Annotated in this window: 27 protein-coding genes; 18 read left to right on the top strand and 9 right to left on the bottom strand. The window is 46.0% G+C overall.

Annotated elements, in window-relative coordinates:
• Nucleotides 1–31: 31 nt before the first annotated feature.
• The 7 genes from ICN36_RS06345 to ICN36_RS06315 all read left to right on the top strand — a co-directional run bounded on the left by ICN36_RS06345 (nt 32) and on the right by ICN36_RS06315 (nt 6,414).
• Complete coding sequence (locus ICN36_RS06345; RefSeq protein ID WP_216227516.1) at nt 32–808, top strand: sulfurtransferase; 777 nt, start codon at nt 32–34, stop codon at nt 806–808.
• 73 nt (nt 809–881) lie between these two features.
• Entirely contained in the window at nt 882–1,886 is a 1,005-nt protein-coding gene (locus ICN36_RS06340; RefSeq protein WP_216862048.1) for a tripartite tricarboxylate transporter substrate binding protein, read from the top strand.
• Between the two features lie 66 nt (nt 1,887–1,952).
• Nucleotides 1,953–3,326, top strand: a complete 1,374-nt coding sequence (locus ICN36_RS06335; RefSeq protein ID WP_216227515.1) for an MmgE/PrpD family protein — start codon at nt 1,953–1,955, stop codon at nt 3,324–3,326.
• Between the two features lie 24 nt (nt 3,327–3,350).
• Entirely contained in the window at nt 3,351–4,328 is a 978-nt protein-coding gene (locus ICN36_RS06330; RefSeq protein WP_216227514.1) for a D-2-hydroxyacid dehydrogenase family protein, read from the top strand.
• A gap of 17 nt (nt 4,329–4,345) precedes the next feature.
• Nucleotides 4,346–4,894, top strand: a complete 549-nt coding sequence (locus ICN36_RS06325; protein ID WP_216227513.1) for a chromate transporter — start codon at nt 4,346–4,348, stop codon at nt 4,892–4,894.
• Complete coding sequence (locus ICN36_RS06320) at nt 4,891–5,415, top strand: chromate transporter (protein WP_216227512.1); 525 nt, start codon at nt 4,891–4,893, stop codon at nt 5,413–5,415. The genes ICN36_RS06325 and ICN36_RS06320 overlap by 4 nt, the downstream gene beginning before the upstream one ends.
• A 21-nt stretch (nt 5,416–5,436) precedes the next feature.
• Nucleotides 5,437–6,414: a tripartite tricarboxylate transporter substrate binding protein gene (locus ICN36_RS06315; RefSeq protein WP_216227511.1), complete on the top strand. Its 978-nt coding sequence runs from the start codon at nt 5,437–5,439 to the stop codon at nt 6,412–6,414.
• A 46-nt stretch (nt 6,415–6,460) separates the two neighbouring features.
• On the opposite strand, the gene crcB is transcribed toward ICN36_RS06315, so the two are convergent.
• The 4 genes from crcB to ICN36_RS06295 are packed head-to-tail and all read right to left on the bottom strand — an operon-like array spanning nt 6,461 to nt 7,988.
• Complete coding sequence (gene crcB, locus ICN36_RS06310) at nt 6,461–6,838, bottom strand: fluoride efflux transporter CrcB (RefSeq protein WP_216227510.1); 378 nt, start codon at nt 6,836–6,838, stop codon at nt 6,461–6,463.
• A 10-nt stretch (nt 6,839–6,848) separates the two neighbouring features.
• Nucleotides 6,849–7,628 carry a 4,5-DOPA dioxygenase extradiol gene (gene ygiD, locus ICN36_RS06305; RefSeq protein ID WP_216227509.1) on the bottom strand — a complete coding sequence of 260 codons (780 nt, stop codon included), beginning with the start codon at nt 7,626–7,628 and terminating at the stop codon, nt 6,849–6,851.
• Between the two features lie 9 nt (nt 7,629–7,637).
• Nucleotides 7,638–7,775, bottom strand: coding sequence for a hypothetical protein (locus tag ICN36_RS06300; protein WP_216153475.1), 138 nt, complete (start codon nt 7,773–7,775; stop codon nt 7,638–7,640).
• A gap of 45 nt (nt 7,776–7,820) precedes the next feature.
• Complete coding sequence (locus ICN36_RS06295; protein WP_216153476.1) at nt 7,821–7,988, bottom strand: hypothetical protein; 168 nt, start codon at nt 7,986–7,988, stop codon at nt 7,821–7,823.
• Between the two features lie 28 nt (nt 7,989–8,016).
• Between ICN36_RS06295 and ICN36_RS06290 the strand changes: the two genes are divergently transcribed.
• Together ICN36_RS06290 and ICN36_RS06285 are read left to right on the top strand one after the other, a co-directional pair.
• The gene (locus tag ICN36_RS06290) at nt 8,017–8,679 is read left to right on the top strand and encodes a site-2 protease family protein (RefSeq protein WP_216227508.1); all 663 of its coding nucleotides are present in this window, start codon (nt 8,017–8,019) and stop codon (nt 8,677–8,679) included.
• 64 nt (nt 8,680–8,743) lie between these two features.
• Nucleotides 8,744–9,196 (top strand): cytochrome c, encoded by a 453-nt coding sequence (locus ICN36_RS06285; protein WP_216227507.1) that lies wholly within the window; start codon nt 8,744–8,746, stop codon nt 9,194–9,196.
• Between the two features lie 52 nt (nt 9,197–9,248).
• Here the strand turns inward: ICN36_RS06285 and ICN36_RS06280 are convergent, their stop codons facing one another.
• Nucleotides 9,249–9,929 carry a cytochrome b/b6 domain-containing protein gene (locus tag ICN36_RS06280; protein ID WP_216227506.1) on the bottom strand — a complete coding sequence of 227 codons (681 nt, stop codon included), beginning with the start codon at nt 9,927–9,929 and terminating at the stop codon, nt 9,249–9,251.
• A gap of 43 nt (nt 9,930–9,972) precedes the next feature.
• Here ICN36_RS06280 and ICN36_RS06275 point away from each other — a divergent pair, with 43 nt between their 5' ends.
• Nucleotides 9,973–11,178, top strand: coding sequence for an MFS transporter (locus ICN36_RS06275; RefSeq protein WP_216227505.1), 1,206 nt, complete (start codon nt 9,973–9,975; stop codon nt 11,176–11,178).
• 42 nt (nt 11,179–11,220) lie between these two features.
• Here ICN36_RS06275 and ICN36_RS06270 read toward each other — a convergent pair whose 3' ends face one another.
• The gene (locus ICN36_RS06270) at nt 11,221–12,162 is read right to left on the bottom strand and encodes a 3-hydroxyacyl-CoA dehydrogenase family protein (protein ID WP_216227504.1); all 942 of its coding nucleotides are present in this window, start codon (nt 12,160–12,162) and stop codon (nt 11,221–11,223) included.
• Nucleotides 12,163–12,248: 86 nt separating this feature from the next.
• Between ICN36_RS06270 and ICN36_RS06265 the strand changes: the two genes are divergently transcribed.
• The 4 genes from ICN36_RS06265 to ICN36_RS06250 all read left to right on the top strand — a co-directional run bounded on the left by ICN36_RS06265 (nt 12,249) and on the right by ICN36_RS06250 (nt 17,215).
• A complete protein-coding gene (locus ICN36_RS06265) occupies nt 12,249–13,178 on the top strand; it encodes a 2-hydroxyacid dehydrogenase (protein WP_216227503.1) in 930 nt (309 codons plus the stop codon).
• A 15-nt stretch (nt 13,179–13,193) separates the two neighbouring features.
• Nucleotides 13,194–14,120 carry a dihydrodipicolinate synthase family protein gene (locus ICN36_RS06260; protein WP_216227502.1) on the top strand — a complete coding sequence of 309 codons (927 nt, stop codon included), beginning with the start codon at nt 13,194–13,196 and terminating at the stop codon, nt 14,118–14,120.
• 34 nt (nt 14,121–14,154) lie between these two features.
• Nucleotides 14,155–15,105: a TAXI family TRAP transporter solute-binding subunit gene (locus ICN36_RS06255; protein ID WP_216227501.1), complete on the top strand. Its 951-nt coding sequence runs from the start codon at nt 14,155–14,157 to the stop codon at nt 15,103–15,105.
• Between the two features lie 97 nt (nt 15,106–15,202).
• Nucleotides 15,203–17,215, top strand: a complete 2,013-nt coding sequence (locus ICN36_RS06250; RefSeq protein ID WP_216227500.1) for a TRAP transporter fused permease subunit — start codon at nt 15,203–15,205, stop codon at nt 17,213–17,215.
• Nucleotides 17,216–17,301: 86 nt separating this feature from the next.
• On the opposite strand, the gene ICN36_RS06245 is transcribed toward ICN36_RS06250, so the two are convergent.
• Nucleotides 17,302–18,435, bottom strand: coding sequence for a mandelate racemase/muconate lactonizing enzyme family protein (locus ICN36_RS06245; protein ID WP_216227499.1), 1,134 nt, complete (start codon nt 18,433–18,435; stop codon nt 17,302–17,304).
• Nucleotides 18,436–18,549: 114 nt separating this feature from the next.
• On the opposite strand from ICN36_RS06245, the gene ICN36_RS06240 reads away from it, so the two are divergent.
• The gene (locus ICN36_RS06240) at nt 18,550–19,476 is read left to right on the top strand and encodes a 3-hydroxyacyl-CoA dehydrogenase NAD-binding domain-containing protein (protein ID WP_216227498.1); all 927 of its coding nucleotides are present in this window, start codon (nt 18,550–18,552) and stop codon (nt 19,474–19,476) included.
• A 65-nt stretch (nt 19,477–19,541) separates the two neighbouring features.
• On the top strand, nt 19,542–20,975 hold the full coding sequence (locus ICN36_RS06235; RefSeq protein ID WP_370623441.1) for a M23 family metallopeptidase: 1,434 nt from the start codon (nt 19,542–19,544) through the stop codon (nt 20,973–20,975).
• An 89-nt stretch (nt 20,976–21,064) separates the two neighbouring features.
• On the opposite strand, the gene ICN36_RS06230 is transcribed toward ICN36_RS06235, so the two are convergent.
• Nucleotides 21,065–21,505, bottom strand: a complete 441-nt coding sequence (locus tag ICN36_RS06230; protein ID WP_216227497.1) for a universal stress protein — start codon at nt 21,503–21,505, stop codon at nt 21,065–21,067.
• A gap of 86 nt (nt 21,506–21,591) precedes the next feature.
• Between ICN36_RS06230 and ICN36_RS06225 the strand changes: the two genes are divergently transcribed.
• Nucleotides 21,592–21,993 carry a DUF2177 family protein gene (locus ICN36_RS06225; protein ID WP_216227496.1) on the top strand — a complete coding sequence of 134 codons (402 nt, stop codon included), beginning with the start codon at nt 21,592–21,594 and terminating at the stop codon, nt 21,991–21,993.
• 32 nt (nt 21,994–22,025) lie between these two features.
• On the top strand, nt 22,026–23,651 hold the full coding sequence (locus tag ICN36_RS06220) for a SulP family inorganic anion transporter (RefSeq protein WP_216227495.1): 1,626 nt from the start codon (nt 22,026–22,028) through the stop codon (nt 23,649–23,651).
• Nucleotides 23,652–23,667: 16 nt separating this feature from the next.
• Here the strand turns inward: ICN36_RS06220 and ICN36_RS06215 are convergent, their stop codons facing one another.
• A complete protein-coding gene (locus tag ICN36_RS06215; protein ID WP_216227494.1) occupies nt 23,668–24,387 on the bottom strand; it encodes a sulfite exporter TauE/SafE family protein in 720 nt (239 codons plus the stop codon).
• Nucleotides 24,388–24,452 lie beyond the last annotated feature (65 nt).

Here is a 24,452-nt window from a genome sequence, read left to right as displayed (position 1 = left end):
GATAATGCTCTTGTAGCCCAGTGAGAGAAAAATGAAGTCGATTCTAAATATTGCCGCCTATTTATTTGTCAGCCTAGATGGCCTGACAGAGCTGCGCGCCAAAATGCTTGAAAAGTGCAATGCTCACCAACTAAAGGGCACCATCTTGCTGACCGGGGAAGGCATCAATATGTTTCTTGCCGGCAAAACAGATGAGTTACGTGCATTCCTGGACTGGCTCCGCACCGATCCTCGTTTTACCCCGCTTCAAGCTAAAGAAAGTTGGTCTGAAGAGCAGCCTTTCAAAAAAATGCTCATCAAGCTGAAAAATGAAATTATCCGCATGAACCATCCAGCGATTCGTCCAGAGGAGGGTCGCGCCAACTTCATTAGCCCGAAAAAATTACAGGAATGGTTAGATCGAGGTACGGATGATTTAGGTCGCCCCGTGGTGATGGTAGATACCCGCAATGCCTTTGAAGTTGATTACGGCACTTTTGAAAATGCCTTGCATTTCAATATCGACAAGTTCACCGAGTTTCCAGGGGCAATATCTGCTCATAAAGATGAGTTGGCAGATAAAACGCTGGTCAGCTTTTGTACCGGCGGCATTCGCTGTGAAAAATCTGGCTTGTACATGCGTGAGATTGGCATGCAGCATAGCTATCAGCTAGAAGGCGGTATTTTGAAATACTTTGAGGAGGTCGGTTCTGCACATTACCAAGGCAGTTGTTTTGTCTTTGATGAACGCGAGGCGTTAGAGCCCAACCTGGATTCCATCCCCATAGAACACTCCATTCGGAAAAAGCTCAAAGCCAGCTCAGCTTAAATAGGGCTGGGATCATCAATAGTAGAATTACCAAGCTGCAAAATTTCATAAAACAATAATTTGGACTCGAGACATGTCTACAGTAATTAATCGGCAAAAGCCGATTTTTTTATCCTCCCTTCTCTTCGTATTTCTGGGAGTGGCAATCAACTGCAATGCACAAGCTCAAAGTGCAGCGCCTGCTTACCCAACCAAACCCATCAAACTGATTGCACCAGTAGCTGCTGGTGGCGGACTCGATAATATTGCGCGTGCTGTTGCGGAAAAACTCTCTCGCTCACTTGGTCAAACGGTTGTTGTTGAGAATATGGGTGGTGGTGGTGGATCCATCGCATCGCAAGCAACTGCTAAAGCGCCGGCTGATGGCTATACTCTGATGATTGCTTATGTTGGGACGCATGGCACTAATCCTGCCGTCCGCAAATTACCCTATGACGCTCTAAAAGATTTCACGCCGATTGGCATGATTGGCGCAACTCCAAATGTACTCATCATTAATCCCGATCTGCCAATCAAGAGTTTTAAAGAGTTTCTTGATTATGCGAAAAAGAATCCTGCTAAGTTAAGTTACGGCTCTGCTGGCCCGGGCACACTCACCCATCTAGGTATGGAGCAACTAAAGCTAGCTGCAGGAATATTTATGGTGCATGTACCTTATCGTGGTGTAGGCCCAGCATATACGGACTTATTAGCAGGCCAAACCCAAGCGATGTTCCCCACTCTATTTGCAGCACTTCCTTATATCAATACCAATCGTGTTCGCGGCCTAGCAGTCACTGGCTCTAAGCGTAGTTCAGCTGCGCCCAATATCCCCACATTTAAAGAGTTGGGCTACAACGGCTTTGATGGTCAGCAATGGTACGGCCTAGTAGGTCCAGCAAATCTACCCCCTGCCATCGTCACCAAACTGAATGCAGAGTTAAATAAAGTTCTTGCTTTGCCGGACTTTTCAGAAAAAATGACTAATGAAGCGATGACCCTAATGCCAATGACGCCCCCTCAATTTACCAATTACATTAAGGAAGATATTGCTCGCTGGGCCAAGGTTGCTAAAGACCGCAATATTGAAATTGACTAATCTTTCTGAATTTATATATTTGAATTTTAATTATTAAGCACTCCACTCTTTTATAGGAACCTTTATATGTCTCATGCTATTGCCGCAGCAGCCGATCTCAATGCACCGCCAGTTACTAAAATATTGGCTGAGTTTGTTAATGCTCATCCAAGCCAAGGCTGGACTCCGGAAGTCGAGCATGAGGCTCATCGCACATTTTTAAATTGGCTTGGTTGCGCCATTGGCGCAGCTAATCACGAGAGTGTTGAATCCTCTTTAGCTGCTATCCGTGAATTTCAGCCAGCGCCACAAGCCAGCATCCTTGGTCGTAAGGACAAAGTCGATATGGGCGGAGCTGCACTGATTAACGGCATCAGTTCCCACACATTTGACTTTGATGACACCCACTTAAAGACCGTAATCCACCCGGCAGGTCCAGTAGCTTCTGCAATCCTAGCGCTAGGTGAGCACATTGGTGCCAATGGTCGTCAAATCATTGACTCTCTCGTTCTCGGAATCGATGTTGCCTGCCGTGTTGGTAACGCAATGTATCCAGACCACTACCATCGCGGTTGGCATATCACTGGTTCCACTGGCATGCTGGGATCTGCTGCTGCATGCTCTCGCTTAATGGGTCTTGATCTACAAAAAACTACTATGGCCCTGGGCATTGCTGCTTCACAACCGGTTGGTATGCGCGAGCAATTTGGCACGATGACTAAACCATTTCATCCTGGTGGCGCTGCACGTGCAGGTCAACTTTCTGCATTGCTAGCCAAACATGGCTTTACTGCAAGCCCCAAAGCGCTTGAAGCTGGACGGGGCTACATGCAAACAGTTTCTACTAAATGCGACTGGTCAGAAATTGATCGCGCCCTAGGAAAGTCTTTTGAGATTTCTTTAAATACATACAAGCCCTTTGCTTGCGGCATTGTGATTCACCCAGCCATTGATGCCTGCGCTCAATTACGCGCCCAAGGTGTTAATGCAGAAGATGTAGAACGTATTGAACTGCGCGTTCACCCACTAGTGCTGGAGCTTACCGGCAAGAAAACCCCTAAAGATGGTTTAGAAGGTAAATTCAGCGTATATCACGGCTGTGCCGTAGGTTTGATGTTTGGTCAAGCTGGCGAAGGTGAATATGCCGATGACATCGTGAACCGCCCAGATGTTGTAGCCTTGCGCGCCAAAGTAAATGCCACTACCGACACCTCCATTAGCGAAGCATCGGTAGACGTAAAAGCCTTCCTGAAGAATGGTAAGGAAGTACATATCTTCGTGAAGAATGCAATTGGCTCAGTAGGGAACCCAATGAGTGATGCTAACTTGGAACAAAAGTTCACAAGCTTGGCAGAGCCAGTAATTGGCAAAGAGAAAACGATTCAGTTAATTTCTGCAATCTGGAAATTAGGACAAGCGCCTGATCTCAAGCAAATCCTGAGCCTTTGTACACCAGACTAATATTCAACTGAAAGATTTTCATCCATGGCCTCATTACCTAATATCGTTATTCTCGGAGACTATGAGCGTGCGTTGCGCCGTTTTTCCAATTGGGAAAAATTAGATCAACAGGCTAAGCTCACCATTCATCATGAGCCGCTTCGAGATGAGGCCTTATATGAAGCAGTCAAAGATGCTGATGCAATTGCTATCGTGCGAGATCGCTCGCCTTTTAATGAGGCGATGATTGCACGCTTACCCAAGCTCAAGTTCTTAATGTTTACTGGTGAACGCAATGGCACCCTTGAAGCATCAGCCTTAGTTTCTAGAAATATCCCCATGGCATGTACTCCTGGCGGACCTTCCAAAGAAACAACTGCAGAACTTACTTGGGCCTTAATCCTGGGTGCCTCTAAGCGTCTTATTGAAGAAAATAAACTCATTGCCTCTGGTGGCTGGCGTGATGCCTTGTCTTTACTGCCAATGCTCTCTGGCGAACGTTTAGGCATCATGGGCTTAGGCGCTATCGGTAGTCGTGTAGCGCGTGTTGGCGCTGCCTTTGGCATGGAAGTGGTTGCTTGGAGCCCTCGCATGACGCCTGAACGCGCCGCCGCTGAAAATGCAAAGGCGGTCAGTCTTGATGAACTCCTTAAAACTTCCAAAGTCGTCTCTATGCACTTAGTGGCCGGCCCCGGAACTAAAGGTTTAATTAGCGCGGATCAATTAGCACTCATGCGACCTGACTCTATTCTCATCAATACCTCACGAGCTGCCCTCATTAATATGCCGGATCTGCAAAAGGCCTTGACCGCAGGCAGACCAGGTCAAGCAGCGGTCGATGTCTTTGATGTAGAGCCTCTTCCAGAAAAAGATGCACTTCGCAACACCCCAAATCTTCTCGTAACGCCGCACCTAGGATTTATTGCAGAACCTATTTTTGCAACTTTCTCAAAAGGTATTACCGAAACACTAGAAGCGTGGCTAGAAAATAAACCTGTGCCACATCCTTTTAAACCACAGTAAGCGATTTCTATTAAAAGATGTCATCCCAGCCTAAAACACTGACACCCAAGCAACTCTTTATTGGGTTTAGCAAAATCGGGATGTCTGGGTTTGGCGGCGTACTCCCTTGGGCGCGCCGCATGCTTGTTGAGCAAGAGAAGTGGTTAACTGCTGAAGAGTTCAGTGCCATGCTGGGGATCTGCCAAATTGTTCCAGGACCCAATATCGTCAATCTCGGTGTTTGTGTAGGCAGTCGCTTTGCCGGAGTGCCGGGCGCTTTTGCCGCGGTACTCGGTTTAATGTTGGGACCTGTAGCTATCGTCATTCTGCTGGGTATTCTTTACGAACATTACAGCTATATGCCGATTGTCCAGGGATTGCTAAGAGGTATCTCTGCAGTAGGTGTAGGTCTAATTGCAAGCACCGGCTTCAAAATGATGCGTTCAGAACTGAAATACCCACCCATGCTGTCCGTCATCCTCTTGACCGTATTGGCTGCAACCTACTTTCATTTAGGTCTGGGTTGGGTAGTTTTACTTGCCTCGCCTTTGGCTTTCTTTTTAGCATGGAAGAAGATTAAAGCATGATGGGCACTCTCATCAGTCTCTTTCTGAAACTGTCCGCTTTTTCCTTGGTGGCATTTGGAGGTATTAATGCGCTCCTCCCCACACTATACGAGTTATCGGTAAATCAAGAGCATTGGATTAACTCCCAAACCTTCGCCGATTACTTTGCCATTGCCCAGGCCGCGCCCGGGCCCAACCTCATGACGGTTACATTGATTGGCTGGAAAGTGGGCGGCGTGATTGGTGCAGCAATTGCCACTTTAGCAATTGCTTGGCCATCCTCAATCATGATTTATTTCTTGCAGCGCTCTATTATGGGTATGCAGGATATTCGGAAGCAGAAAATCATCCAAGCGGCAGCCGGCGCTTTAGCGGTAGGCTTAGTTTTATCTGCGGCTTGGGGAATAGCGCTCCAGATTAATAGCAGCACAGCCGCATACTTGTTGACCTTTGGCACGATTGCTATTACCTTGTTTACACGCTGGCATCCGCTCTACCTCATTGCAATTGGCGGCGCTTTAGGAATTCTGGGTTTTATTTAAATCATTTTTCTTAGGATAGATATGCGACTCATTCAGAACTTTTCAGCCTGTTTAATAAGTCTGAGCACCTTATTTTCTGCCGGCGCTTTTGCGCAAAACAACTACCCCAGCAAACCCATTAATTTTATTGTTCCTTATGGTGCCGGTGGTGGCGCAGACTCACGTAGTCGTCAGATTGCCCAAAAAATGAGTGTCATTCTGAAGCAACCCATCATCGTCGATAACAAACCGGGGGCTGGCGGCAACATTGGTACAGAATTCATTTCTAGAGCCGCTCCGGACGGCTACACCATTGGAATGGGCAACTTCGCGCCCATGGCTGTTAATAAAACACTCTTTGGCAACTTGCGCTACGACCCAGAAATAGATCTCACACCCATCATTTTGGTTGAAAAAGGGCCTCTAGTACTGGTGGTTAACCCAAGCTCCCCATATAAAACTGTTCAAGAAATTGTTGCGGCCGCCAAAGCTAAGCCGGGTGTTCTCACTTTCTCATCAGGCGGCATTGGAGGAAGCCATCAATTATCCGGTGAGCTCTTTAAACAAAGCGCCGGCATCGATATGATTCACGTACCTTATAAGAGTGGATCCGCTAGCTTAACCGATCTAATGGCCGGTAACGTCACCATGATGTTTGATCAAATGTATTCAGCGATGCCAAGCATCAAAGCCGATAAGTTACGCCCCATTGCTATTACTAGCAAGAAACGCTCTCCTCTTTTACCGAACGTGCCTACTTTTGCTGAAGCAGGATATCCCAAGGTTGAAGTTCTCAATTGGCAAGGCTTGATTGCGCCCAAGGGAACGCCAAAAGCTATCATCGATAAATTAAATGCCGCTGCAAATGAAGCACTTAAGGATCCACAACTACGCGAGCTCATGCTCTCTCAAGGCAATGAGATTGGCGGAGGAAGCCCAGCTGAATTTGCTGGCCTGATTAAAGCTGAAAGTGCCAAATGGAGTGCTGTTGTAAAAACAGCCAATATCAAGCCGGAGTAAAGAATTCAATTTTGAATGCTATTGGGGGGCTTAGTGCCCCCCAATTTTATTTGAGAGCCTGGTAGGTCAAGATACCCAAGAAGGTCAGCACAAGTGAACCAACAAGATTTAGTAGCGCTGTACCTAAAGCCCAGGTAAATTCACCGCGCTGCATAAAACCCACTACTTCAGCTGAAAAGCTTGAGAAAGTAGTGAGACCTCCCAAAAACCCAGTAACTACTAAGAGCTTCCACTCGGGAGAAAGATGTGGATTGTTACCAAAGAATGCAACTGCAATACCGATTAAATATCCGCCAACCATATTCGATATAAAAGTGCCCAATGGCAGTGAAGAAGCCATCCCTACGGTGGCGTAATTAAAACCTGCCCTTAATAAAGCACCGAAGCCCGCACCGAAGAAGATTGCAAAGATAGGTAGCCACATAATCGACTCTTTATTGAATTGAAAAACCCAGCATGCCAATAGAACTCATCTCGATTCCATCTGCATAGACTTTTACTTGCTCACCCTCTTCTTGTAAAGCCAAGGTATATAAAGCAGGCCAATAGTGTTCAGCAGTTGGAATAGCAAGATGCGCTACATCACCATAACCCTCCCAATCAATCAAAGAATCGTGATGATTGGCACACATTTCTGACACAAAAAAATCATTAAATTTTATTGCCCAAGGATAAGGCTCGGCACCCTCTTGCCAATGGATCGTGCGTAAGTTATGCACCACGTTACCACTCGAGAGGATCAAGATATTCTCATCACGCAAAGGGCGTAGCTGCCTAGCAAGCTCGTAGTGTTCACGCGCCGTCATAGAACCATCGAGACTCAATTGCACTACTGGTACATCAGCTTCTGGATACATATATTTGAGAACAGACCAAGCACCATGATCGATGCCCCACTCATTTTCTTCTAGCACTACAGAGACGCTTAATAATTCTTGTACGCGATCCGCAAGGGCAGGGCTGCCAGGTGCTGGATACTGAATATCAAATAGCGCTTGTGGAAAGCCGCCAAAGTCGTGAATCGTTTTTGGTTTTGGCATTGCAGTAACCCAGGTGCCTCGAGTTACCCAATGCGCCGAGATCACCAATATAGCGTCAGGACGCTTTAAGGATTTTCCAAGAGCCGACCAAGCCGCTGTGTAGCGGTTGGGCTCTATGGCATACATTGGACTGCCATGGCCAGCAAATATTGCAGGTTGGCGATGGCTAGTCATTAATGCAGATTAACCGAATACGTAACCTATGTGAGCCGCAACTAAGGCAAACAAAATAGCCAAGCTGGTAGCGCCTGCCAACATCACGACCAATGTAATGATCTTTTTGTTGATTTCTTCTTTAGATTCGTTATGCCACTCGTTCATTGCTAAATCCTCTGTAAACACATTAATGAATAGAGTAATTATCCACTATCGACCGCGTCCGGCCTTGCGCATCATGCCTTTTCCCCCGCCAAAGCCTGCCTGAGGCCTTCCTGCCGGTCCCGAGGGTCCTTTTGGAACGGGTGGACGTGCTGGCGGCTTAGCTACAACCGCTTTTGCTGGGGTTTTTGAATCGGGTTTCTTTTCTTCAGTCACTTTGAGCTCCTATGGATATCATATTGCCATGATTACTGACTATTCTATCCAAGCTGTCGCCATTAATGCGATTCCCCTGATTTTTGCCATCACCATCCATGAAGCAGCCCATGGTTATGCAGCCCGCAAATTTGGTGATAACACTGCTTATATGCTTGGTCGGGTAAGCCTGAACCCTGTTAAACATATAGACCCAGTAGGCACCCTATTGATTCCACTTGTCTTAATTCTGACGGGATCCCCCTTTTTGGTGGGGTATGCCAAGCCTGTACCTGTTAATTTTGGACGTCTCAGAAATCCAAGAATCGACTCAATTTGGGTTGCCTTGGCAGGGCCGGGATCGAATTTTGTGCAGGCCGTCATTTGGGCAATTTTTTGGGTACTAATCCAAGGGATTGGCATAGATGAGCCCTTTCTGACTTCTATGGCAAAAGCAGGTGTGATGTGGAATATTGGCCTATTGGTTTTTAACCTCTTCCCACTACCGCCGCTCGATGGCGGCAGAATTTTGGCTAGCCTGCTACCGGCTCGTCAATCAATAGCACTTGGACGGCTTGAGCCATGGGGATTCTTCATCGTACTTGGCCTCGTCTTTACAGGAATTATTGGCTCCTTATGGATGGAGCCCCTAAGCAACCTCTTTTTAGGGATCATCAATCTTCTAATGACTCCTTTAAGGATGATTTTTTAAGCGAGAAATACTGGTCTGGGATATGCTTAAACAACGCTGCCCACCTGATTAACGGAGAACCATCATGAAATTACAGAAATTTTTTTTAGCAGGTACTGCAATTGTTTTAGCGATTGGCACAGGTTCTGCATTTGCTCAATTTCAAAATGCAGAAAAAGCTATTGAATATCGTCAAAGTGTCATGACGATCATTAACACTCATTTCGGACGAATCGGAGCTGTAGTTAAAGGTGCTGCACCGTATAATAAAGACGATGTGAGTAAAAATGCTGAGATCATAACTATGATGTCTACCTTACCTTGGCAAGCTTTTGGTCCTGGCACTGAAGGCGGTAAAGCAAAACCTGAAGTGTGGTCAGACAGCGCAAAGTTTAAGGCTGCTGCAGACAAAATGCAGTTAGCGGTAATTGACCTCAATAAAGCAGCTCAGTCGGGTGATATAGATAGCATCAAGAAATCTTTTGGCGCAGTAGGCTCAACCTGCAAAGGTTGTCATGACGATTTCAAAAAGAAATAACTATCTTATAACCAGCTTTAGTGACTACCTTTATAACTACTGTTATTGAGAGTTACTTCGTAATCAAGTAACCCACTGCTACCGCGATCACACTTAGTAACACCAAAGCAAAACCGCGCTGCAGCACTCCATCCTTGGAGGCCCGACCCAAGTCAGATGGCAAATATTTTGCCTCCTCGCTTGGGTCAATTTCTTTATCGCCACTAATCATTGGCTTAATCAGATCTTCACCTTTGAATTTCTTATAGAAAAGAATGGCAGCAATGTGAATGGCAATCAGCGTCAGTATTACCACTTGATTACCTTCGTGAATCTCCGATAAAAATGAAGATATCGAACCAGATACATAATTTGCCAAGGGCCCCTGAAAAGAGACCTCATCATCAACAAATAATCCTGTAAATACCTGAATGCTTAAGACAAACAGTAGAGCGAATACAGAAAGTGCGCCTATTGGATTGTGACCAAGAACGTGGGGTGAGCGCCCCCGCAAGTAATCGAAAATTGCTTGTTTTCTTGGAATGAATGATAAGAAGCGTGCATGGGTAGATCCAACAAATCCCCAGATGATTCTGAAAATCAACAAAGTCAAAATACTGTAACCAAAGTAGGCGTGCCATTGAATGAATTCATCACCCAAATTGATAGTCACAAAGCTACCTGCTATACAAACTACTAACAACCAATGAAATAAACGGATTGGCAAGTCCCATACGCGAATAATTTTCTTCATTCTTTAAGAATAATGCTCTTCTCCACTAAAATGGAGGGAATTCATGAATCCCGCCAAAGCCTTTAGAACTCTGCTCCTGTATCGCATCGGCGCAACTCTCAGCTACCAAATTACGATGGTAGCGGTAGGCTGGCATCTCTACGAAATCACCAATAGCGTGGTTTCACTCGGACTGATTGGCCTGGCAGAGCTTATCCCCTACTTTGCACTCGCACTCTATTCCGGACATGCAGTTGATCACCACTCACGTAAGTGGATTGCCGCAATAGCTTGCATGATTCATATTGCAGTGGGCTTATTTTTGACGGTGATTGCATTGGGCTGGCTTTCTCCACCTGTACCACTGATATACACCGCAGTAGCCTTTATTGGTGTTGGCCGCGCCTTACTAAGACCTTCTTACCAAGCGCTTTTTGGACAAGTCATTCCAAGAGACCAACTTCCACGCTACACGGCATACGCCTCTTCTGCCTTTCAGATTTGTGTAGTAGCCGGCCCAGGTTTGGGTGGACTCATGATTGGCTTTGCTGGTCTTGAATGGACCTATTTACTAGCTGCCTTCTTTGGAGCGATCGGCTTGTATGGCATTACCTTTATTACTGCTGTTCAAGAAAAGTCGAGCAATTTATCTGGACACTTCCTGAAGAGTTTTTTAGAAGGCTTTCATTACGTCAGAAAGCATGAACTCATTTTGGGAATCATGGCGCTCGACATGTTTGCCGTCCTCTTCGGTGGCGCAGTCTCCATACTTCCCGCCTTTGTTAAAGAGGTACTCAATGCAGGTCCAGAGACCCTTGGTATTTTGCGTGCTGCGCCTGCGGCCGGGGCCGTCATTACAGGCATCTACCTAGCCAGACGACCCATACTAACTGACTCCGGAAAACATCTCCTGATCTCAGTTGCGGGATTTGGCGCAGCGATTATTGCTTTTGGTATCTCCAGCAATTTATGGATATGCGCCTTTTTCTTATTTGTCTCTGGTTGCTTTGATTCGATATCCGTAGTGATTCGAGGCAGCATCATGCAGCTCACAACTCCAGATCACATGCGTGGCAGAATTAGCGCTATTAATGGCATCTTCATTGGCTCATCCAATGAATTAGGCGCACTTGAGTCCGGCATTGCCGCGAGCATGATGGGTCTAGTACCCTCCATCGTCTTTGGTGGGGCTGCGACGATTGCTATCGTCCTAATCACTTATCGACTCGCCCCACACCTTGCCAAATTACATCTGAAAGATATCTCTTAAGACTGCTTGCCTTATTTCCCTTATCCTCTTATTACCTTTCTGCTACTTAATTTCCGGTAGATCTTTCTGAATAATCTTTAAGCCAGCACGTAAAGCCTCTTGATAACGCTCACGCTCCGCCTTAATAGTTTCAGCAGTCCATGTATAAAAGCCTTCGCCAGTTTTCATGCCAAACTTGCCACTAGCAATCCGGTCGCTTAAGCATTTCGCTATTGTTGGTGAGTTGTTTAACGTTGGATAGATAGTTGCTCCTCCCGCCCCATGGACCTCTAAGCCCGCATGATCTCGTTGCATGGCTGGGCCTGCAGCGATGTAGCGAAAGCCAAAACCAAAACGAACAGCCTTATCAATATCTTCAGGCGTACAAATACCTTCATCAACCATCGAAAAGGCCTCACGCGATAAGGCATGCTGTAAGCGATTGGCTAAAAACCCTGGAAGATCTTTTTTGACAGTAACGGGCACCATGCCGCATGCGGTCATTAAACGGGAGAGGCTTTCTCCAACCATTGGTGAAGTTTTTGCGCCGTACACCACCTCGACGCAAGGAACTAAATGTGCAGGCATAAAAAAATGCAAGCCAATCATTCGTGCGGAAGTTTTCAGCCCGTTAGCAATTTCACTGATAGGAAAGCTCGTACTGTTGCTTGCTAGAACCGCTTCAGGTTTTGCGTATTTTTCAAGCTTGGTAAATAACTCGCGCTTAATATCTAAGCGCTCTGGCACACACTCAATCACAAGGTCAATATCAGACCAATCGACTTCTTCAAGCGAGCCAGCAACTGAAAGCAAATGAATGCGATGCTCATATCCAAGTTCAGTCATGGTATTTGCAAAATAATCAGGCAAGAGCGCTCTTCGTTCAGTCGTTGGCTCAACTACTTGGACAGCGCAACCGCCACGCGCGCAAACGGCTGCTACGTCTGCGCCCATCGTGCCACCACCAACTATCACTACCTTGGTTTCTGCTGGGGTAAATAACATGAATACTCTCCTAAATGGGGGCGGACTTTTTCTAAAAAATCCTCTTACAATGGAAGTCATTATTTCAATAAAAAAGTTAGTGAGACATGATCCCCGTCAATTCGGTGCTACAGGTCGGCCATTTCCCTGAAATTATGCAGGCAGAGATAGATCGACGCTTCACCCCTTTTCACCATCTAGATCCTAAAGCGCCTCCCCCAGCTGGCAATTTTCAAGCCATCTTGATTCGCTCCAATACCAAGCTTCCTGAAGAACTCCTTAAGCAGATCCCCAGTATTCGCATGGTAGCTACTTGTGGGGTTGGGTATGACAATCTGCCCTTAGGCTATTTAAAAGAACAAGGCATCAAAGCAAGCAATACCCCGGGCGTCTTAAATGATGCGGTTTGCGAGCTCGCCATTGGCATGATGCTCGCCCTTCTGCGCCAGCTACCTGAGGCACAGGAATACGTTAAAAGCACTGCCTGGTCGAAGGCGCCTTTTAGACTCACCACCACCCTGGCTGGCAAGCGTGTAGGTATTGCTGGGATGGGTCGCATTGGACAGGATCTTGCTAAACGTTTAGAACCCTTCAAGGTTGAGATAGCGTATTCAGGGCCCAATAAAAAATCCTTACCTTACGCCCACCACCCAGATATTCAATCATTGGCACAGGCCTGTGACATCTTATTTTTAGCCTGCCCCGCAACGCCAGATACCGACAAAATGATTAACGCCGCGGTGCTCGAGGCTTTGGGATCCTCTGGATATTTAATTAATATTGCCCGCGGAAGCGTAGTTGATGAGGATGCCCTTTTATATGCACTGCAACATAAAAAGATTGCTGGTGCGGCTTTAGATGTTTTTGAGAATGAACCTAACCCAAGTCATGCTTTTTTAGCACTTGATAATGTATTGTTAACACCGCATATTGGGAGCGCTACCTCGGAAACGCGGATAGCTATGACCAACTTAGCTGTAGATAATTTAGAAGCCTTTTTTAACCAACAAGCACTTCCATCGGAAGTAAATAATTAAAACAACGGAGCTAGTATGACAATTTCCTTGCACCCTTCCACCTTACCTGCGGTGTTGTCCCCTGTACTCACACCATTTAAGGCGGACGGTAGCCCCGATGCTCCTAAATTACTAAAGCAATGCAAATGGCTAGAAGCCAATGGCGTTGGCCAAGCCATCTTTGGAACCAACTCAGAAGCGAACTCAATGTCCGCTCCACAGAAGATGAGCACATTAACTGCATTAATTGAAGGTGGATTAAAGCCTGAGCACTTGATGCCAGGTACTGGCGCAACATCTATCGATGCGACTGTGAACATGACCCGTCACGCAGTGAACCATCAGTGTGCGGGCGTATTGATGCTGCCACCTTTCTATTACAAAGACGTTACTGATGACGGCCTATTTGCTTATTTTTCTGAAGTAATTCAAAAAGTCGGTAGCGCAGCATTACAGGTTTATATCTACAACATTCCACCTGTCACCAAAGTAACCTTAAGCCTCTCTTTGCTTGAGCGCTTAGCAAAAGAATATCCAAAGACAGTTGTGGGCATGAAAGATAGTTCAGGTGATTGGGCTTATACAGAATCGGTCATTAAATTACTAGCACCTTCGGGCTTCCGCGTCTATGCAGGTAGCGAAGTGTTTCTGATGCGCGCCCTACGTGCTGGTGGCGTTGGCTGCATCTCCGCTACCGCCAACGTGAACCCTAAGGCAATTGCGGATTTAGCAAGTCACTGGACAGAATCTAATGCGGATGAACGTCAAGCAGGCTTAGATCAGGTGCGAGGAATTTTCGCCAAGTACCAAATGATTGCAGGAATGAAGACTGCCGTTGCGCATTACAGTAAAGATCCTGAGTGGCTCAGAGTACGCCCACCACTCATGCAATTAAGTGCCGAGCAACAAGCCCAACTTCTCAGCGAGTTGCAGGCGATTAACTTCAGCATGCCAGGTTTGTGATTTAAAAAACTAAAAAAATAATTAGGAGACAACAATGAAACTACTTAAAGTCATTGCTTTATCGCTTAGCTTTCTTTGTGCGAGTGTGAGCGCTCAAAATATTTCCATCGCAACGGGTGGTACAGGCGGTGTTTACTACCCGATGGGTGGTGGCCTAGCTTCTGTCCTCTCGAGCAAAGTTCCAGGAATGTCCGCTACAGCAGAAGTTACTGGTGGCTCAGTAGATAACTTAAATCTCATTGGCACTGGTAAGCCATATGTCGGCTTTTCGATGGCTGATGCCGCTAAAGATGCTCAGATTGGCGAAGGTAAGTTTGCTGGCAAAAAAGTGGACTTACGCACTCTGGTAGTTCTTTATCCAAACCTCATGCACTTAGTGACAGTGGACTCCACTGGTATCAAGTCTATGAAAGACCTCAAGGGCAAGCGTATTAGTACCGGCGCCCCTGGTAGCGCAACGGAAGTCATGGCATTTCGCCTACTGGAAGCTGCTGGGATTGATAAAGACAAGGATGTCAAGCGTGAGCGATTGAGCGTTGCCGAATCCGTTAATGCCATTAAAGATCGCAAAATTGATGCATTCTTCTGGGTGGGTGGGCTACCAACAGCAGCCGTAACTGACTTAGCCAATACGCCAGGAACCAAGATTGTGATGGTCGACACCGGCGAAGAGGTAGCTGCCATGAATAAAAAATATGGCAACCTTTACTTTGTAACTACCATTCCAAAGGCTACTTATAGCGGCATGGCTAGAGACAATAAAGTCGCAGCAGTCGCCAATATCTTGGTAGTCAATGCCAATATGCCTGACGATCAAGCTTATAAGATTGTTAAGGCAATCTTTGATAACAAATTGGAATTGGTGCGTACTCATCAGGAATTTATGAGCGTCAGCCTAGAAAACCAAAAAACAAAATCAACCCCTGTTGATTTTCATCCAGGCGCACTCAAGTACTTCAAAGAAAAGAACGTCAAACTAAATTAATTTGATACTCTATAGGGGGTGAGCCAGTCTCACCCCTTTCCTTTTACGGCAGTGAATCCATAAAGTAGTGCATAAAAATAATTACAGAGGTTGAGACATGAATCAAAACGTTATAGATAACGAAACCCAAGAAAAACTAGACGCCTTTATCAAGCAAGAAGAAGGTGACTCTAATGACTACAAGGGCCTACTGGCCAAGTTCATCACCTTAGTGGCTGTAGGTATGTCACTCTTTCATTTATATGCCGCGTATTCAATCGTTCCCACACAAGAGTTACGGGTCATTCACGTTGCTCTGGTTTTATTTCTAGTATTTCTAAGCTTCCCTATTGCGGCTCGCTTTAAAAACAGGCTCATGCCTTGGGATATTGTCTGCGCACTTATCTCGGTAGCCATCGCGTATTACATTCTGAGTGGTGGCGATGACTTTATGGATCGCAATACTGCGCCTAACTCTACCGATGTCATGGTGGGCATTGCATTAATTGTCCTCATCTTAGAAAGTGTTCGAAGAACCAATGGCATGATCTTGGTTACAGTAACAGTCCTGTTTCTGCTCTATGCGTTATTTGGTAACTACTTACCAGCACCCTGGACTCACAAGGGTTACGATCTTGATCGTCTAGTAGGCTATATGTATATGACACTTGAGGGCATCTATGGCACTGCTGTTGATGTTTCTGCAACTCTCATCATTCTCTTCACCATCTTCGGCGCTTTTTTGCAATTTACTGGTGCAGGAAAATTCTTTATTGATTTCTCATTCGCGGCAATGGGTGGAAAATCTTCTGGGGTTGGCAGAACTATCGTAATGTCCTCCTTCTTACTCGGCGGCCCTTCTGGATCAGGTGTTGCTACCACCGTTACGGTTGGCTCAGTTGCAGCCCCCATGTTGGATAAAGTAGGTTACGAGAAAAATGCTGCTGGTGGACTTTTGGCGGCAGGTGGCCTTGGTGCCATCATCTCGCCTCCAGTACTGGGTGCAGCTGCATTCTTGATTGCGGATTTTCTCAAGATCTCCTATTTAGATGTGCTGCTAATGGCAACCATCCCAACTATCCTTTTTTATCTTGGCTTATTTGTGATGGTCGAAATTGATGTACGCAAATATGGCATGAAAAATATTCACTTTGAGTCTTCCGAAACAGCTTGGCAGCTGACTAAGAAATATTGGTTTCACTTCTTCTCTCTCATCTCGATTGTGGTGTTTATGCTGATGGGCTTCTCTCCTGTCATGTCCGTATTCTGGGCGACAGTGGTCTCAGCCCTCTCAAGTATGTTGCGTGAAGATACAGCCATCATTCCTTGGGCATGGTTTAAAGGCAAAGAACCGATTCTCTCTGGGCTATACAACTCCAACCTGACAAAGGCACTTGCAACTGGTTCAACCGGTGTACTGGCTATTGCCGCCACCTGTGCTGGTGCTGGCCTCATTGTGGGTACGGTCACCTTAACCGGTCTTGGTCTGAAATTTAGCTCGATTGTGATTCAGTACGCAGGCGGCTCGCTCTTACTAACGACCATCTTTACCGCCCTTGTAGTTTGGGTGGTTGGTCTTGCCGTCCCTGTGACAGCCTCTTACATTATTTGCGCGGTGATCGCAGCTCCTGCTTTGATTAATTTAGGTGTACCTGCTTTTGCTGCCCACATGTTTATCTTTTATTACGCTGTACTTTCTGAAGTTTCGCCACCGACTGCACTCTCACCATTTGCGGCGGCTGCAATTTGCAAAGGCAATCCCTATAAGACGACCTTGCAAACCTGGAAATATGTTGCCCCTGCCATCCTAGTCCCGTTCATGTTTGTATTAGACAAATCGGGCGTGAGTTTGCTTTTGATGGGCTCTACCAGCGCATTAGAGCAAGCCGACTGGATGCAAATCGCTTGGGTTTCCTTTACAGCTGTTGTTGGCATCATCTGCTTAGCTGGAGGACTGCAAGGCTGGTTCATTGAGAAAACCAAGATCTTTGAACGCGTAATCATGGTGGTCTCTGGCGTTGCCCTTGCCTACCCCTCCACAGAGGCAGACTTAGTTGGATTTGTTGGATTTGGTTTGGTGCTGATAACCCAAACGATTACCCATTTCAAATTAAACCCTCGGACTTCTTAAGGCGCAGCTGATAAGAGGGTGGATCTCATCCTAAAAACAATAAGGCCCGCTTGAGCGGGCCTTATTGTTTCTGGCAATGACTTACCTTAAGAGATCTTGCTCCAAGCAGCTTTGCCTGCGTACTTCTTCACAGCAGCCTCATCAAACTCGAATCCTAAGCCGGGGGTTTTATGCAAAATCAAATCCCCATTTTTGAAGGTGAGTTGTTTGTTGATTAATCTGCGGAAGTTGAGCACTTGGTCGTCTAAGAAGAATTCGACAAAGCGCGCATTAGGTGTAGCTGCTACCAAGGGCGCATGTAAATCATGCATCCAATGAGGGCAGACAATGACGCCTTTTAAATCCGCATATGCAGAAATTCTTCTCCACTCAGTAATGCCGCCGCAGACCGCAGCATCTGATTGCAAAATAGCAGCGCCACCAGCATCAATTAATTCTCTAAAGCGCCAGCGACCTGCTTCCATTTCACCGGTAGCCACATTGATTTTTGTTTGACGTGCTAATGCCGCATGTAAATCAATCGCATCTGGAGAGAATGGCTCTTCAATCCAATAGGGGTTATAAGCCTCAAAGCGACGCACATACTCAAGGGCGGTCGGCAAGTCACGCCAAGCATTATTGGCATCCAGCGTTAGCAATACATCGTCACCTACTGCTTTACGAGCCGCCTTCACGCGTGCCTCTTCTTCAGAAGGAGATAGGCGCCCTACCTTCATCTTGACTGCCTTAAAACCCTGCTTTACGTAAGACTCCATTTCTTGACCTAACTTGGCAGGTGTTTTACCTTCTAAGTAGTAGCCGCCACTGGCGTAGGCTGGTACACGATCATCCACAACTGATCCTAAGTATTGGTGCAAGGGCAAGCCGACTGAACGCGCATTTAAATCCCATATGGCCGTGTCCAAAATCGAGATGCCACGCATTACCGCACCTGCACGACCTTGGAGAATGGACTCGTTGTACATCTCCATCCAGAGACCTTCGCTGCGGTGACTATTTTGACCAATCAATTTTGGAGCCAGCAATTGCTCCACAGCAATCTTGGCGATATCTCCACCAGCACTTCCAACGTAGCAAAAGCCGATACCTTCATTACCATCCTTACCGCGCACTTTTACAAGGCAGTAGTGACGCTCAGAAACAGTGCGGGTAGAAAATGAGGTGACTTTATCTAAAGGTACTGCCACTGAAGCAACTTGGACGGATTCGATAATCGGCATCTAAACTCCTTAATCAAAAATTGATTGTATCGAGAATTTAATTTGCCGGCGGGAGTATGAATAAGGAATAATCCAATCATTCCTTTATGAATTTACAGATCCAATAGGTCAAAAATGAGCAAGGTTGTTGTTATCGGGACAGGCACCATGGGAGTTAGAATAGCCGTAGGCTTTTTAGCTAGCGGCGCCGATACCGTCATCCTTGGGCGTAGTACTGAAAAGGCATTAGCCTGCCTAGACTCTATTCGATCATGCGCACATTCAATCAATCCAGAATGGCCCAAGTCAAACCCTCAACTCCAAAGCGGCAGTATTGATGAGTGGCAGGATTGGTCCGGGGTAGATCTTGTCATTGAGACGATTTCTGAACATCTGCAACTGAAGCGTGAAATATTTACTTCGCTAGATCAACGTGTACCCCCTCATATTCCGATTGGCAGCAATAGCTCTGGCTTTCCGATTAGCGAGATTGCAAAAGATTTAGCTACAGCGCGCCGCATGTTTAATACACATTACTTTATGCCTGCGCATATCGTGCCACTTGTAGAGATTGTTGCTGGACAACGATCGGATATTGCCTTAGCAGAAAAAGTTTGTGAGTTTTATCGCGCCCACGGCAAAAAACCAGCGCTTGTAAAAAAAGATATCCCTGGGTTTTTAGCAAATCGCATTCAGCATGCCTTAATGCGTGAAGCACTTTCACTTGTTGAGGAAGGCATCGCCACGCCAGACGACATAGATACAGCAGTTCGTTATAGCTTTGGCTTTCGTTATGCGGCCGTTGGGCCTATGACTCAAAAAGAGATTTCCGGCTGGGAGGGAATGACCCTAGCCGCTGAGTTGATTTACCCATCTTTATCCAATATCTCAGCACCCCCAAGCTGTGTCACTAATTTGGTAAAAAGTGGCAAAACTGGCATAGCCAAAGGCGCTGGATTTAGAGACTGGTCTCCCGATGAGGCGGCCATCATGAAGCAGAATTACGAAGAAAGACTAAAAGCAGCTTTTGCAGTTCTGAAGATAGCCCCAGATCAAGAATGAATTTATATTGCTGCAGTACAACATATTTATTCGGGTTCGCCCTCACATTATTAGATAATTGAGGGGTGAATAAAAAAGCATCCCTTGGCTCCCTGCTCACTAGGGGAATAATTATTTTGTCTGGTTGCGCCTTTCTTAGCTCAACCCCGGGCTTGGCATCTGCAGCCCAAGGCGCCAACCAAAACCGTCAAAAGGTCATTGTTCAATCCTCCAAGCAGGTTGGGTTCAAAGATAAATCCGGAGGCGCTGGCTCAAAAACCAACAGCATGAGCCTAAACCCATCCCTATTTCAGCGCAAAGCTCCGGATGAGCTCATGCTTGATAGCGATGCCAATTTAGACTACCGGGTTGCTCAAGGCTGCTTACGACGCAACTTTAATGAAAACAATCTACCCGCAAGCATTGGTATTGATAACCGCCAGTTTTCTGAATTCTTCAAAAATCAGACCAAAACTTTTTTTGACCGCATGCGTGGAGATTGCATTCCTTACGCAGTTGCATTTGGTAGTCGAAATCGCTTCGATTCATTGAGCATCATGAATGGTCCCATACAGGATAGTAAAACGGAGGTGTGGACATTTACACCTTCAGCCGTTGGCGGCTTTCTGATTCAACAAGACTATCTAAAAGATGAGTCCAAACGCTTAACTGAGATTCGCATCCCCCTAAGAGATGTTTTATATGATCCACGCAAAGTCAGCGATCAATTACCTGTTGAACTTGTCTGGGAATTAAATTCTCTGATCAAGCAAATTTATCCGGAAGAAAATAATTCGCTCGAGAATACAAACAGCGTCGTGCGCTTGATTGTTGATTTTGGTGATCGAGAAAAATGGGCGCAAATTTGGGCAGTTGAAATTATTGATCCCAACACTAAAGAGGTTTATGCAAACGGCTTTTGGATGGAGCGCAATGATATCCCCGGGGGCTTCTTTACAGGAACTGGCGAATCTCTTGAGCGCTCCTTCTGGACTAACCCATTGAGCTATCGCCGTATCTCACGCGGTGTTGGTATGGTCAGAGCCTCTTCGAATAAGCGTAGCAAGAGTCCTGCGCCAGCAGCCCCCACCCAAGCGCCAGGAAGTAAGCAACGATATCGCGCCCATATGGGCATTGATTACGCTGCGCCTATTGGCACACCAGTCTTTAGTGTTGCCAATGGCAGAGTGGCACATATTGGCTACAGCGGCGCCTTTGGTAACTTGATCATTTTGGAACACCCAGGTAATTACCATACCTACTATGCTCACTTAAGTAATTACAACGTTGAACTTGAGCTTGGAAATGAAGTACGACGCGGCTTAGAAATTGGCTATGTAGGAACCACTGGTAGATCGACTGGACCACACCTTCATTTTGAATTACGAAAAAATGGGATTTATGTAGATCCTTATGGCTCTAAGACACAGCTTGATTTATGGTCTATGCGCGATAGCGAGAGCGGACAGCTCACTAGAGAAATACTCCTACTGGGTAGTCCGATCAAATCTAACCAATGAAGTTCCTTAAATCGGCTACTTAGTTCGCATTTATTTCGTTGCAATAAAAAAGGGTCCGCTTGGACCCTTTTTGTTAAGCGCTGATTAAATTAACCAAGAACTAAAACTGGCAATGTTGCATGGACGATCACTTCATGAGTCTCGCTACCCAACAAAATACCTTTAATCCCGGTGCGCTTATGAGATGCCATCACAATCACATCTGCTTTTGCTTTTTTCGCACCAGCCAAAATGCCTTCAGATAGATTGCTATTTTCAATATGAAGGCTTTTCACTTTGGCGCCAAGCCCCAAAGCTGTTGTCGACTTCTTAAATACATCCAGCGCATATGCTTGGCAAGCTTCTGTATGCTGCTTCTTTGAAATTCCATAGCCCATAGTGCTATCTGAATATACCATTGGAGGCGTTGGATCAGAAACATATACCAGGGTCACCGCAGCGCCATCCGCCTTTGCAAGTGCCGCTACTTTCTTCAAGGATTTTTTGCTGACATCTGAACCGTCTACCGGTACTAATAAATGCTTAAACATATTGACTCCTCTTAAATTGAACTAGTAATCTACTCTTTCCATCATAATGCCTATTATTAGTCTATAAAAGAATAAAGGTAACTAAATTGATCAAGAATTTTGCTATCTACCTCTCATTTTTAGCTGCCCTAATTGCAATCGATTTGGTATGGCTCTTGGGTATCGCAAAAAACCTCTATCGCAATGAGATGGGCGATTTGATGGCCAGTGAACCTAAACTTCTTGCTGGACTCGCGTTCTACCTCCTTTACGCGGTAGGTGTCTGTATCTTTGTAATAGTGCCGGCGCTATCAAAACAGTCATGGATATATGCACTGCAATATGGCGCCTTGTTTGGTCTATTTTGTTACATGACGTACGACCTCACTAATTTGGCAGTGGTCAGAAACTTTCCAATACAACTAGCCTTCATTGATATTGCATGGGGTAGCTTTGTTACCGCTTTATGCGCCAGCTTTGCCTACTGGGTTGGTAGCCGTATCTCTTGAATAAACACCTCTTAATTCATTAAGACATAGCCATGTTTTTTCGCTCTCGGCTTCTAGATTCCTTTGCAGGCTATAACCGCACGCTTTTCACAAAGGATGTTTTTGCTGGGCTAACGGTTGGCGTCGTCGCACTTCCCTTGGCGATGGCATTTGCGATTGCTAGTGGACTAAAGCCTGAAGCCGGAATATTCACTGCGATTATTGCTGGTGGTCTTATTTCTCTACTCGGTGGAAGCCGCGTTCAAATAGGCGGGCCAGCTGGCGCCTTCATTGTGATTGTCTATGGCATTGTCGAGCGCTATGGCGTCCCCAACTTATTACTAGCTACGGCTATGTCGGGAGTATTTTTATTTCTGATGGGAGTGTTTCGACTTGGAACGCTAGTGCGCTTCATACCAATTGCAGTCATTATTGGCTTTACCAACGGTATTGCCTTTTTGATTGGCCTATCTCAAATCAAAGACTTTTTTGGTCTTCAGATTGAAAAAATGCCTGCACAGTTTTTTCAATCCGTTCATACACTCTACTTGGCGGCAGATACCTTTAACCCAATTGCACTAGGCATAGCTTGTGGAAGTCTGGCTTTATTAATTCTCTGGAAATTATTTCAGAATCGCCTGGGTTGGCTATCTCACCTGCCAGGCACAGTAGTGGCCATGGTGGTAGCAACGATCATTACTAGCACTCTTAACTTGCCTGTAGATACGATTGGCAGTCGCTTTGGCGGTATCCCATCGGGACTCCCCTCTTTTGAATGGATTCCAGTTAGCTGGGGTAGCGCTCAATATATGGTTGCGCCAGCCTTAACGCTTGCCTTATTAGGCGCAATTGAATCTTTACTCTGCGCACGCATTGCTGATGGCCTCATTCATGATCGCCATGAATCCAATCAAGAACTCATTGCTCAGGGCATCGCCAATTTCACTATTCCATTTTTTGGCGGCATGCCTGCTACAGGCACGATTGCTCGTACGGTCACTAATGTAGAAAGTGGCGCATCAACACCAATAGCTGGTCTTGTCCATTCGGCCACCCTACTGATCATCGTTTTATTTGCGGCACCACTTGCTAAAAATATTCCCTTAGCCAGCCTTGCTGCCATCTTGATGTATGTAGCCTGGAATATGGGTGAGTGGCAGAAGTTTATCGATCTCAAACAGTTCCGCCTACCCTATCGCATTACTATTTTGAGCGTTTTCACTCTCACCGTGGTCTTGGATCTCACCATCGCAGTTGAAGTGGGTTTATTACTAGCCTTCATCACTTTCATTTATCGCATCTCCAGTTTGTCGCGTTGTGAGACTGCTTTAGTCAGCGACTTCCCAGGACTAAGTAATCAACAAGGAAGAATTGATGCTTACCGCATACATGGCGCCATCTTTTTTGGAGCGGTAAAACTTCTGGAGAAAATTGAGGCAAATCTACCTTCCCAAGTGCTATTACTCGATTTAAAGAATGTGATTTACATTGATACTTCTGGCATGGATACGATTATGGAACTAGCCCATCTTTGTAAGATTCGGAACATTCGATTAATCATTTGTGGCCTGGCACATCAACCTCTGGAGATGGCAGAGCGCAGCACCTTTATTGCTTCACTACCTCAAGGCTCCTTTTACCCAGATCTTGCCTCTGGAATAGAAGCGGCAGTAACTTAAGAACTGATTAAATGGATTAAGAAATACAGAAACCGCCCTTTAGCAACGCTCCAGGCAAAACCCAAGCGCGATACAAACCAAAGCCACCAGCAATCAACAGCAGCGAGGCTGCTAAATAGCGTACCCAAAGATATTGCCCAAATTGAGTCAGTGCTGCGGAAAATTTAGAGATCAGCAATAAATTAGGTAATGTGCCTAAACCAAATGCCAACATGAGAGCGGCACCGGTAAGCACATCGCCCGATAAAAAAGCGAGTGGTAAAACGCTATAAACCAATCCGCAGGGAACCAAACCCCACAACATGCCACTAAACCAACGTGAAGGGCCGCTAGCCATACGGCCTAAGTATTTAGCCCAGTAAGCCGCAATTTTGGCGCTTAGCCATTTACCTCCAAGCAAGCCCTCTGACTTCCCTATTCTCAGCAAACGGATACCCATAAAAATCAAGATGAGAGAGGTCAGAGCGAATAAGGGTCGCTGGATAGGAATCAGGCTTTGTTGCCAAACCACAACCCCTACAGCAGCAGCTAAAGTGCCCAATAAGACATAAGTCGTTACGCGCCCCAAATGCATAATCAACTGCAGGTAAAACAGCTCAGATTTAGCTCTTAAAGGGGTCTCCAAGGCTATAGGTCGCTCAATGGCAGCAGCTATACCACCGCACATCAAAGCGCAGTGCCAGCCGCTAACTAGGGCGCCTAGAAATACAGCAAGCAGCAGACTGGTTGTTAGCATGAAATCGGCAAAAAGTAGGTGAAAGCGATGATTTTCATATTAATAGAATAAACTGCTCTTATAGA

The sequence above is a fragment of the Polynucleobacter sp. UK-Gri1-W3 genome, from assembly GCF_018881595.1.
In the GTDB taxonomy this organism is placed as follows: Bacteria; Pseudomonadota; Gammaproteobacteria; order Burkholderiales; family Burkholderiaceae; genus Polynucleobacter.
This window is presented reverse-complemented; position numbering and strand designations above follow the sequence as displayed.

What these genes read in the sequence shown, in the direction of transcription:
- ICN36_RS06345 (WP_216227516.1), top strand. Translation starts at nt 32, where the DNA reads ATGAAGTCGATTCTAAATATTGCCGCCTATTTATTTGTCAGCCTAGAT.
- ICN36_RS06340 (WP_216862048.1), top strand. Translation starts at nt 882, where the DNA reads ATGTCTACAGTAATTAATCGGCAAAAGCCGATTTTTTTATCCTCCCTT.
- ICN36_RS06335 (WP_216227515.1), top strand. Translation starts at nt 1,953, where the DNA reads ATGTCTCATGCTATTGCCGCAGCAGCCGATCTCAATGCACCGCCAGTT.
- ICN36_RS06330 (WP_216227514.1), top strand. Translation starts at nt 3,351, where the DNA reads ATGGCCTCATTACCTAATATCGTTATTCTCGGAGACTATGAGCGTGCG.
- ICN36_RS06325 (WP_216227513.1), top strand. Translation starts at nt 4,346, where the DNA reads ATGTCATCCCAGCCTAAAACACTGACACCCAAGCAACTCTTTATTGGG.
- ICN36_RS06320 (WP_216227512.1), top strand. Translation starts at nt 4,891, where the DNA reads ATGATGGGCACTCTCATCAGTCTCTTTCTGAAACTGTCCGCTTTTTCC.
- ICN36_RS06315 (WP_216227511.1), top strand. Translation starts at nt 5,437, where the DNA reads ATGCGACTCATTCAGAACTTTTCAGCCTGTTTAATAAGTCTGAGCACC.
- crcB (WP_216227510.1), bottom strand. Translation starts at nt 6,838, where the DNA reads ATGTGGCTACCTATCTTTGCAATCTTCTTCGGTGCGGGCTTCGGTGCT.
- ygiD (WP_216227509.1), bottom strand. Translation starts at nt 7,628, where the DNA reads ATGACTAGCCATCGCCAACCTGCAATATTTGCTGGCCATGGCAGTCCA.
- ICN36_RS06300 (WP_216153475.1), bottom strand. Translation starts at nt 7,775, where the DNA reads ATGAACGAGTGGCATAACGAATCTAAAGAAGAAATCAACAAAAAGATC.
- ICN36_RS06290 (WP_216227508.1), top strand. Translation starts at nt 8,017, where the DNA reads ATGATTACTGACTATTCTATCCAAGCTGTCGCCATTAATGCGATTCCC.
- ICN36_RS06285 (WP_216227507.1), top strand. Translation starts at nt 8,744, where the DNA reads ATGAAATTACAGAAATTTTTTTTAGCAGGTACTGCAATTGTTTTAGCG.
- ICN36_RS06280 (WP_216227506.1), bottom strand. Translation starts at nt 9,929, where the DNA reads ATGAAGAAAATTATTCGCGTATGGGACTTGCCAATCCGTTTATTTCAT.
- ICN36_RS06275 (WP_216227505.1), top strand. Translation starts at nt 9,973, where the DNA reads ATGAATCCCGCCAAAGCCTTTAGAACTCTGCTCCTGTATCGCATCGGC.
- ICN36_RS06270 (WP_216227504.1), bottom strand. Translation starts at nt 12,162, where the DNA reads ATGTTATTTACCCCAGCAGAAACCAAGGTAGTGATAGTTGGTGGTGGC.
- ICN36_RS06265 (WP_216227503.1), top strand. Translation starts at nt 12,249, where the DNA reads ATGATCCCCGTCAATTCGGTGCTACAGGTCGGCCATTTCCCTGAAATT.
- ICN36_RS06260 (WP_216227502.1), top strand. Translation starts at nt 13,194, where the DNA reads ATGACAATTTCCTTGCACCCTTCCACCTTACCTGCGGTGTTGTCCCCT.
- ICN36_RS06255 (WP_216227501.1), top strand. Translation starts at nt 14,155, where the DNA reads ATGAAACTACTTAAAGTCATTGCTTTATCGCTTAGCTTTCTTTGTGCG.
- ICN36_RS06250 (WP_216227500.1), top strand. Translation starts at nt 15,203, where the DNA reads ATGAATCAAAACGTTATAGATAACGAAACCCAAGAAAAACTAGACGCC.
- ICN36_RS06245 (WP_216227499.1), bottom strand. Translation starts at nt 18,435, where the DNA reads ATGCCGATTATCGAATCCGTCCAAGTTGCTTCAGTGGCAGTACCTTTA.
- ICN36_RS06240 (WP_216227498.1), top strand. Translation starts at nt 18,550, where the DNA reads ATGAGCAAGGTTGTTGTTATCGGGACAGGCACCATGGGAGTTAGAATA.
- ICN36_RS06230 (WP_216227497.1), bottom strand. Translation starts at nt 21,505, where the DNA reads ATGTTTAAGCATTTATTAGTACCGGTAGACGGTTCAGATGTCAGCAAA.
- ICN36_RS06220 (WP_216227495.1), top strand. Translation starts at nt 22,026, where the DNA reads ATGTTTTTTCGCTCTCGGCTTCTAGATTCCTTTGCAGGCTATAACCGC.
- ICN36_RS06215 (WP_216227494.1), bottom strand. Translation starts at nt 24,387, where the DNA reads ATGCTAACAACCAGTCTGCTGCTTGCTGTATTTCTAGGCGCCCTAGTT.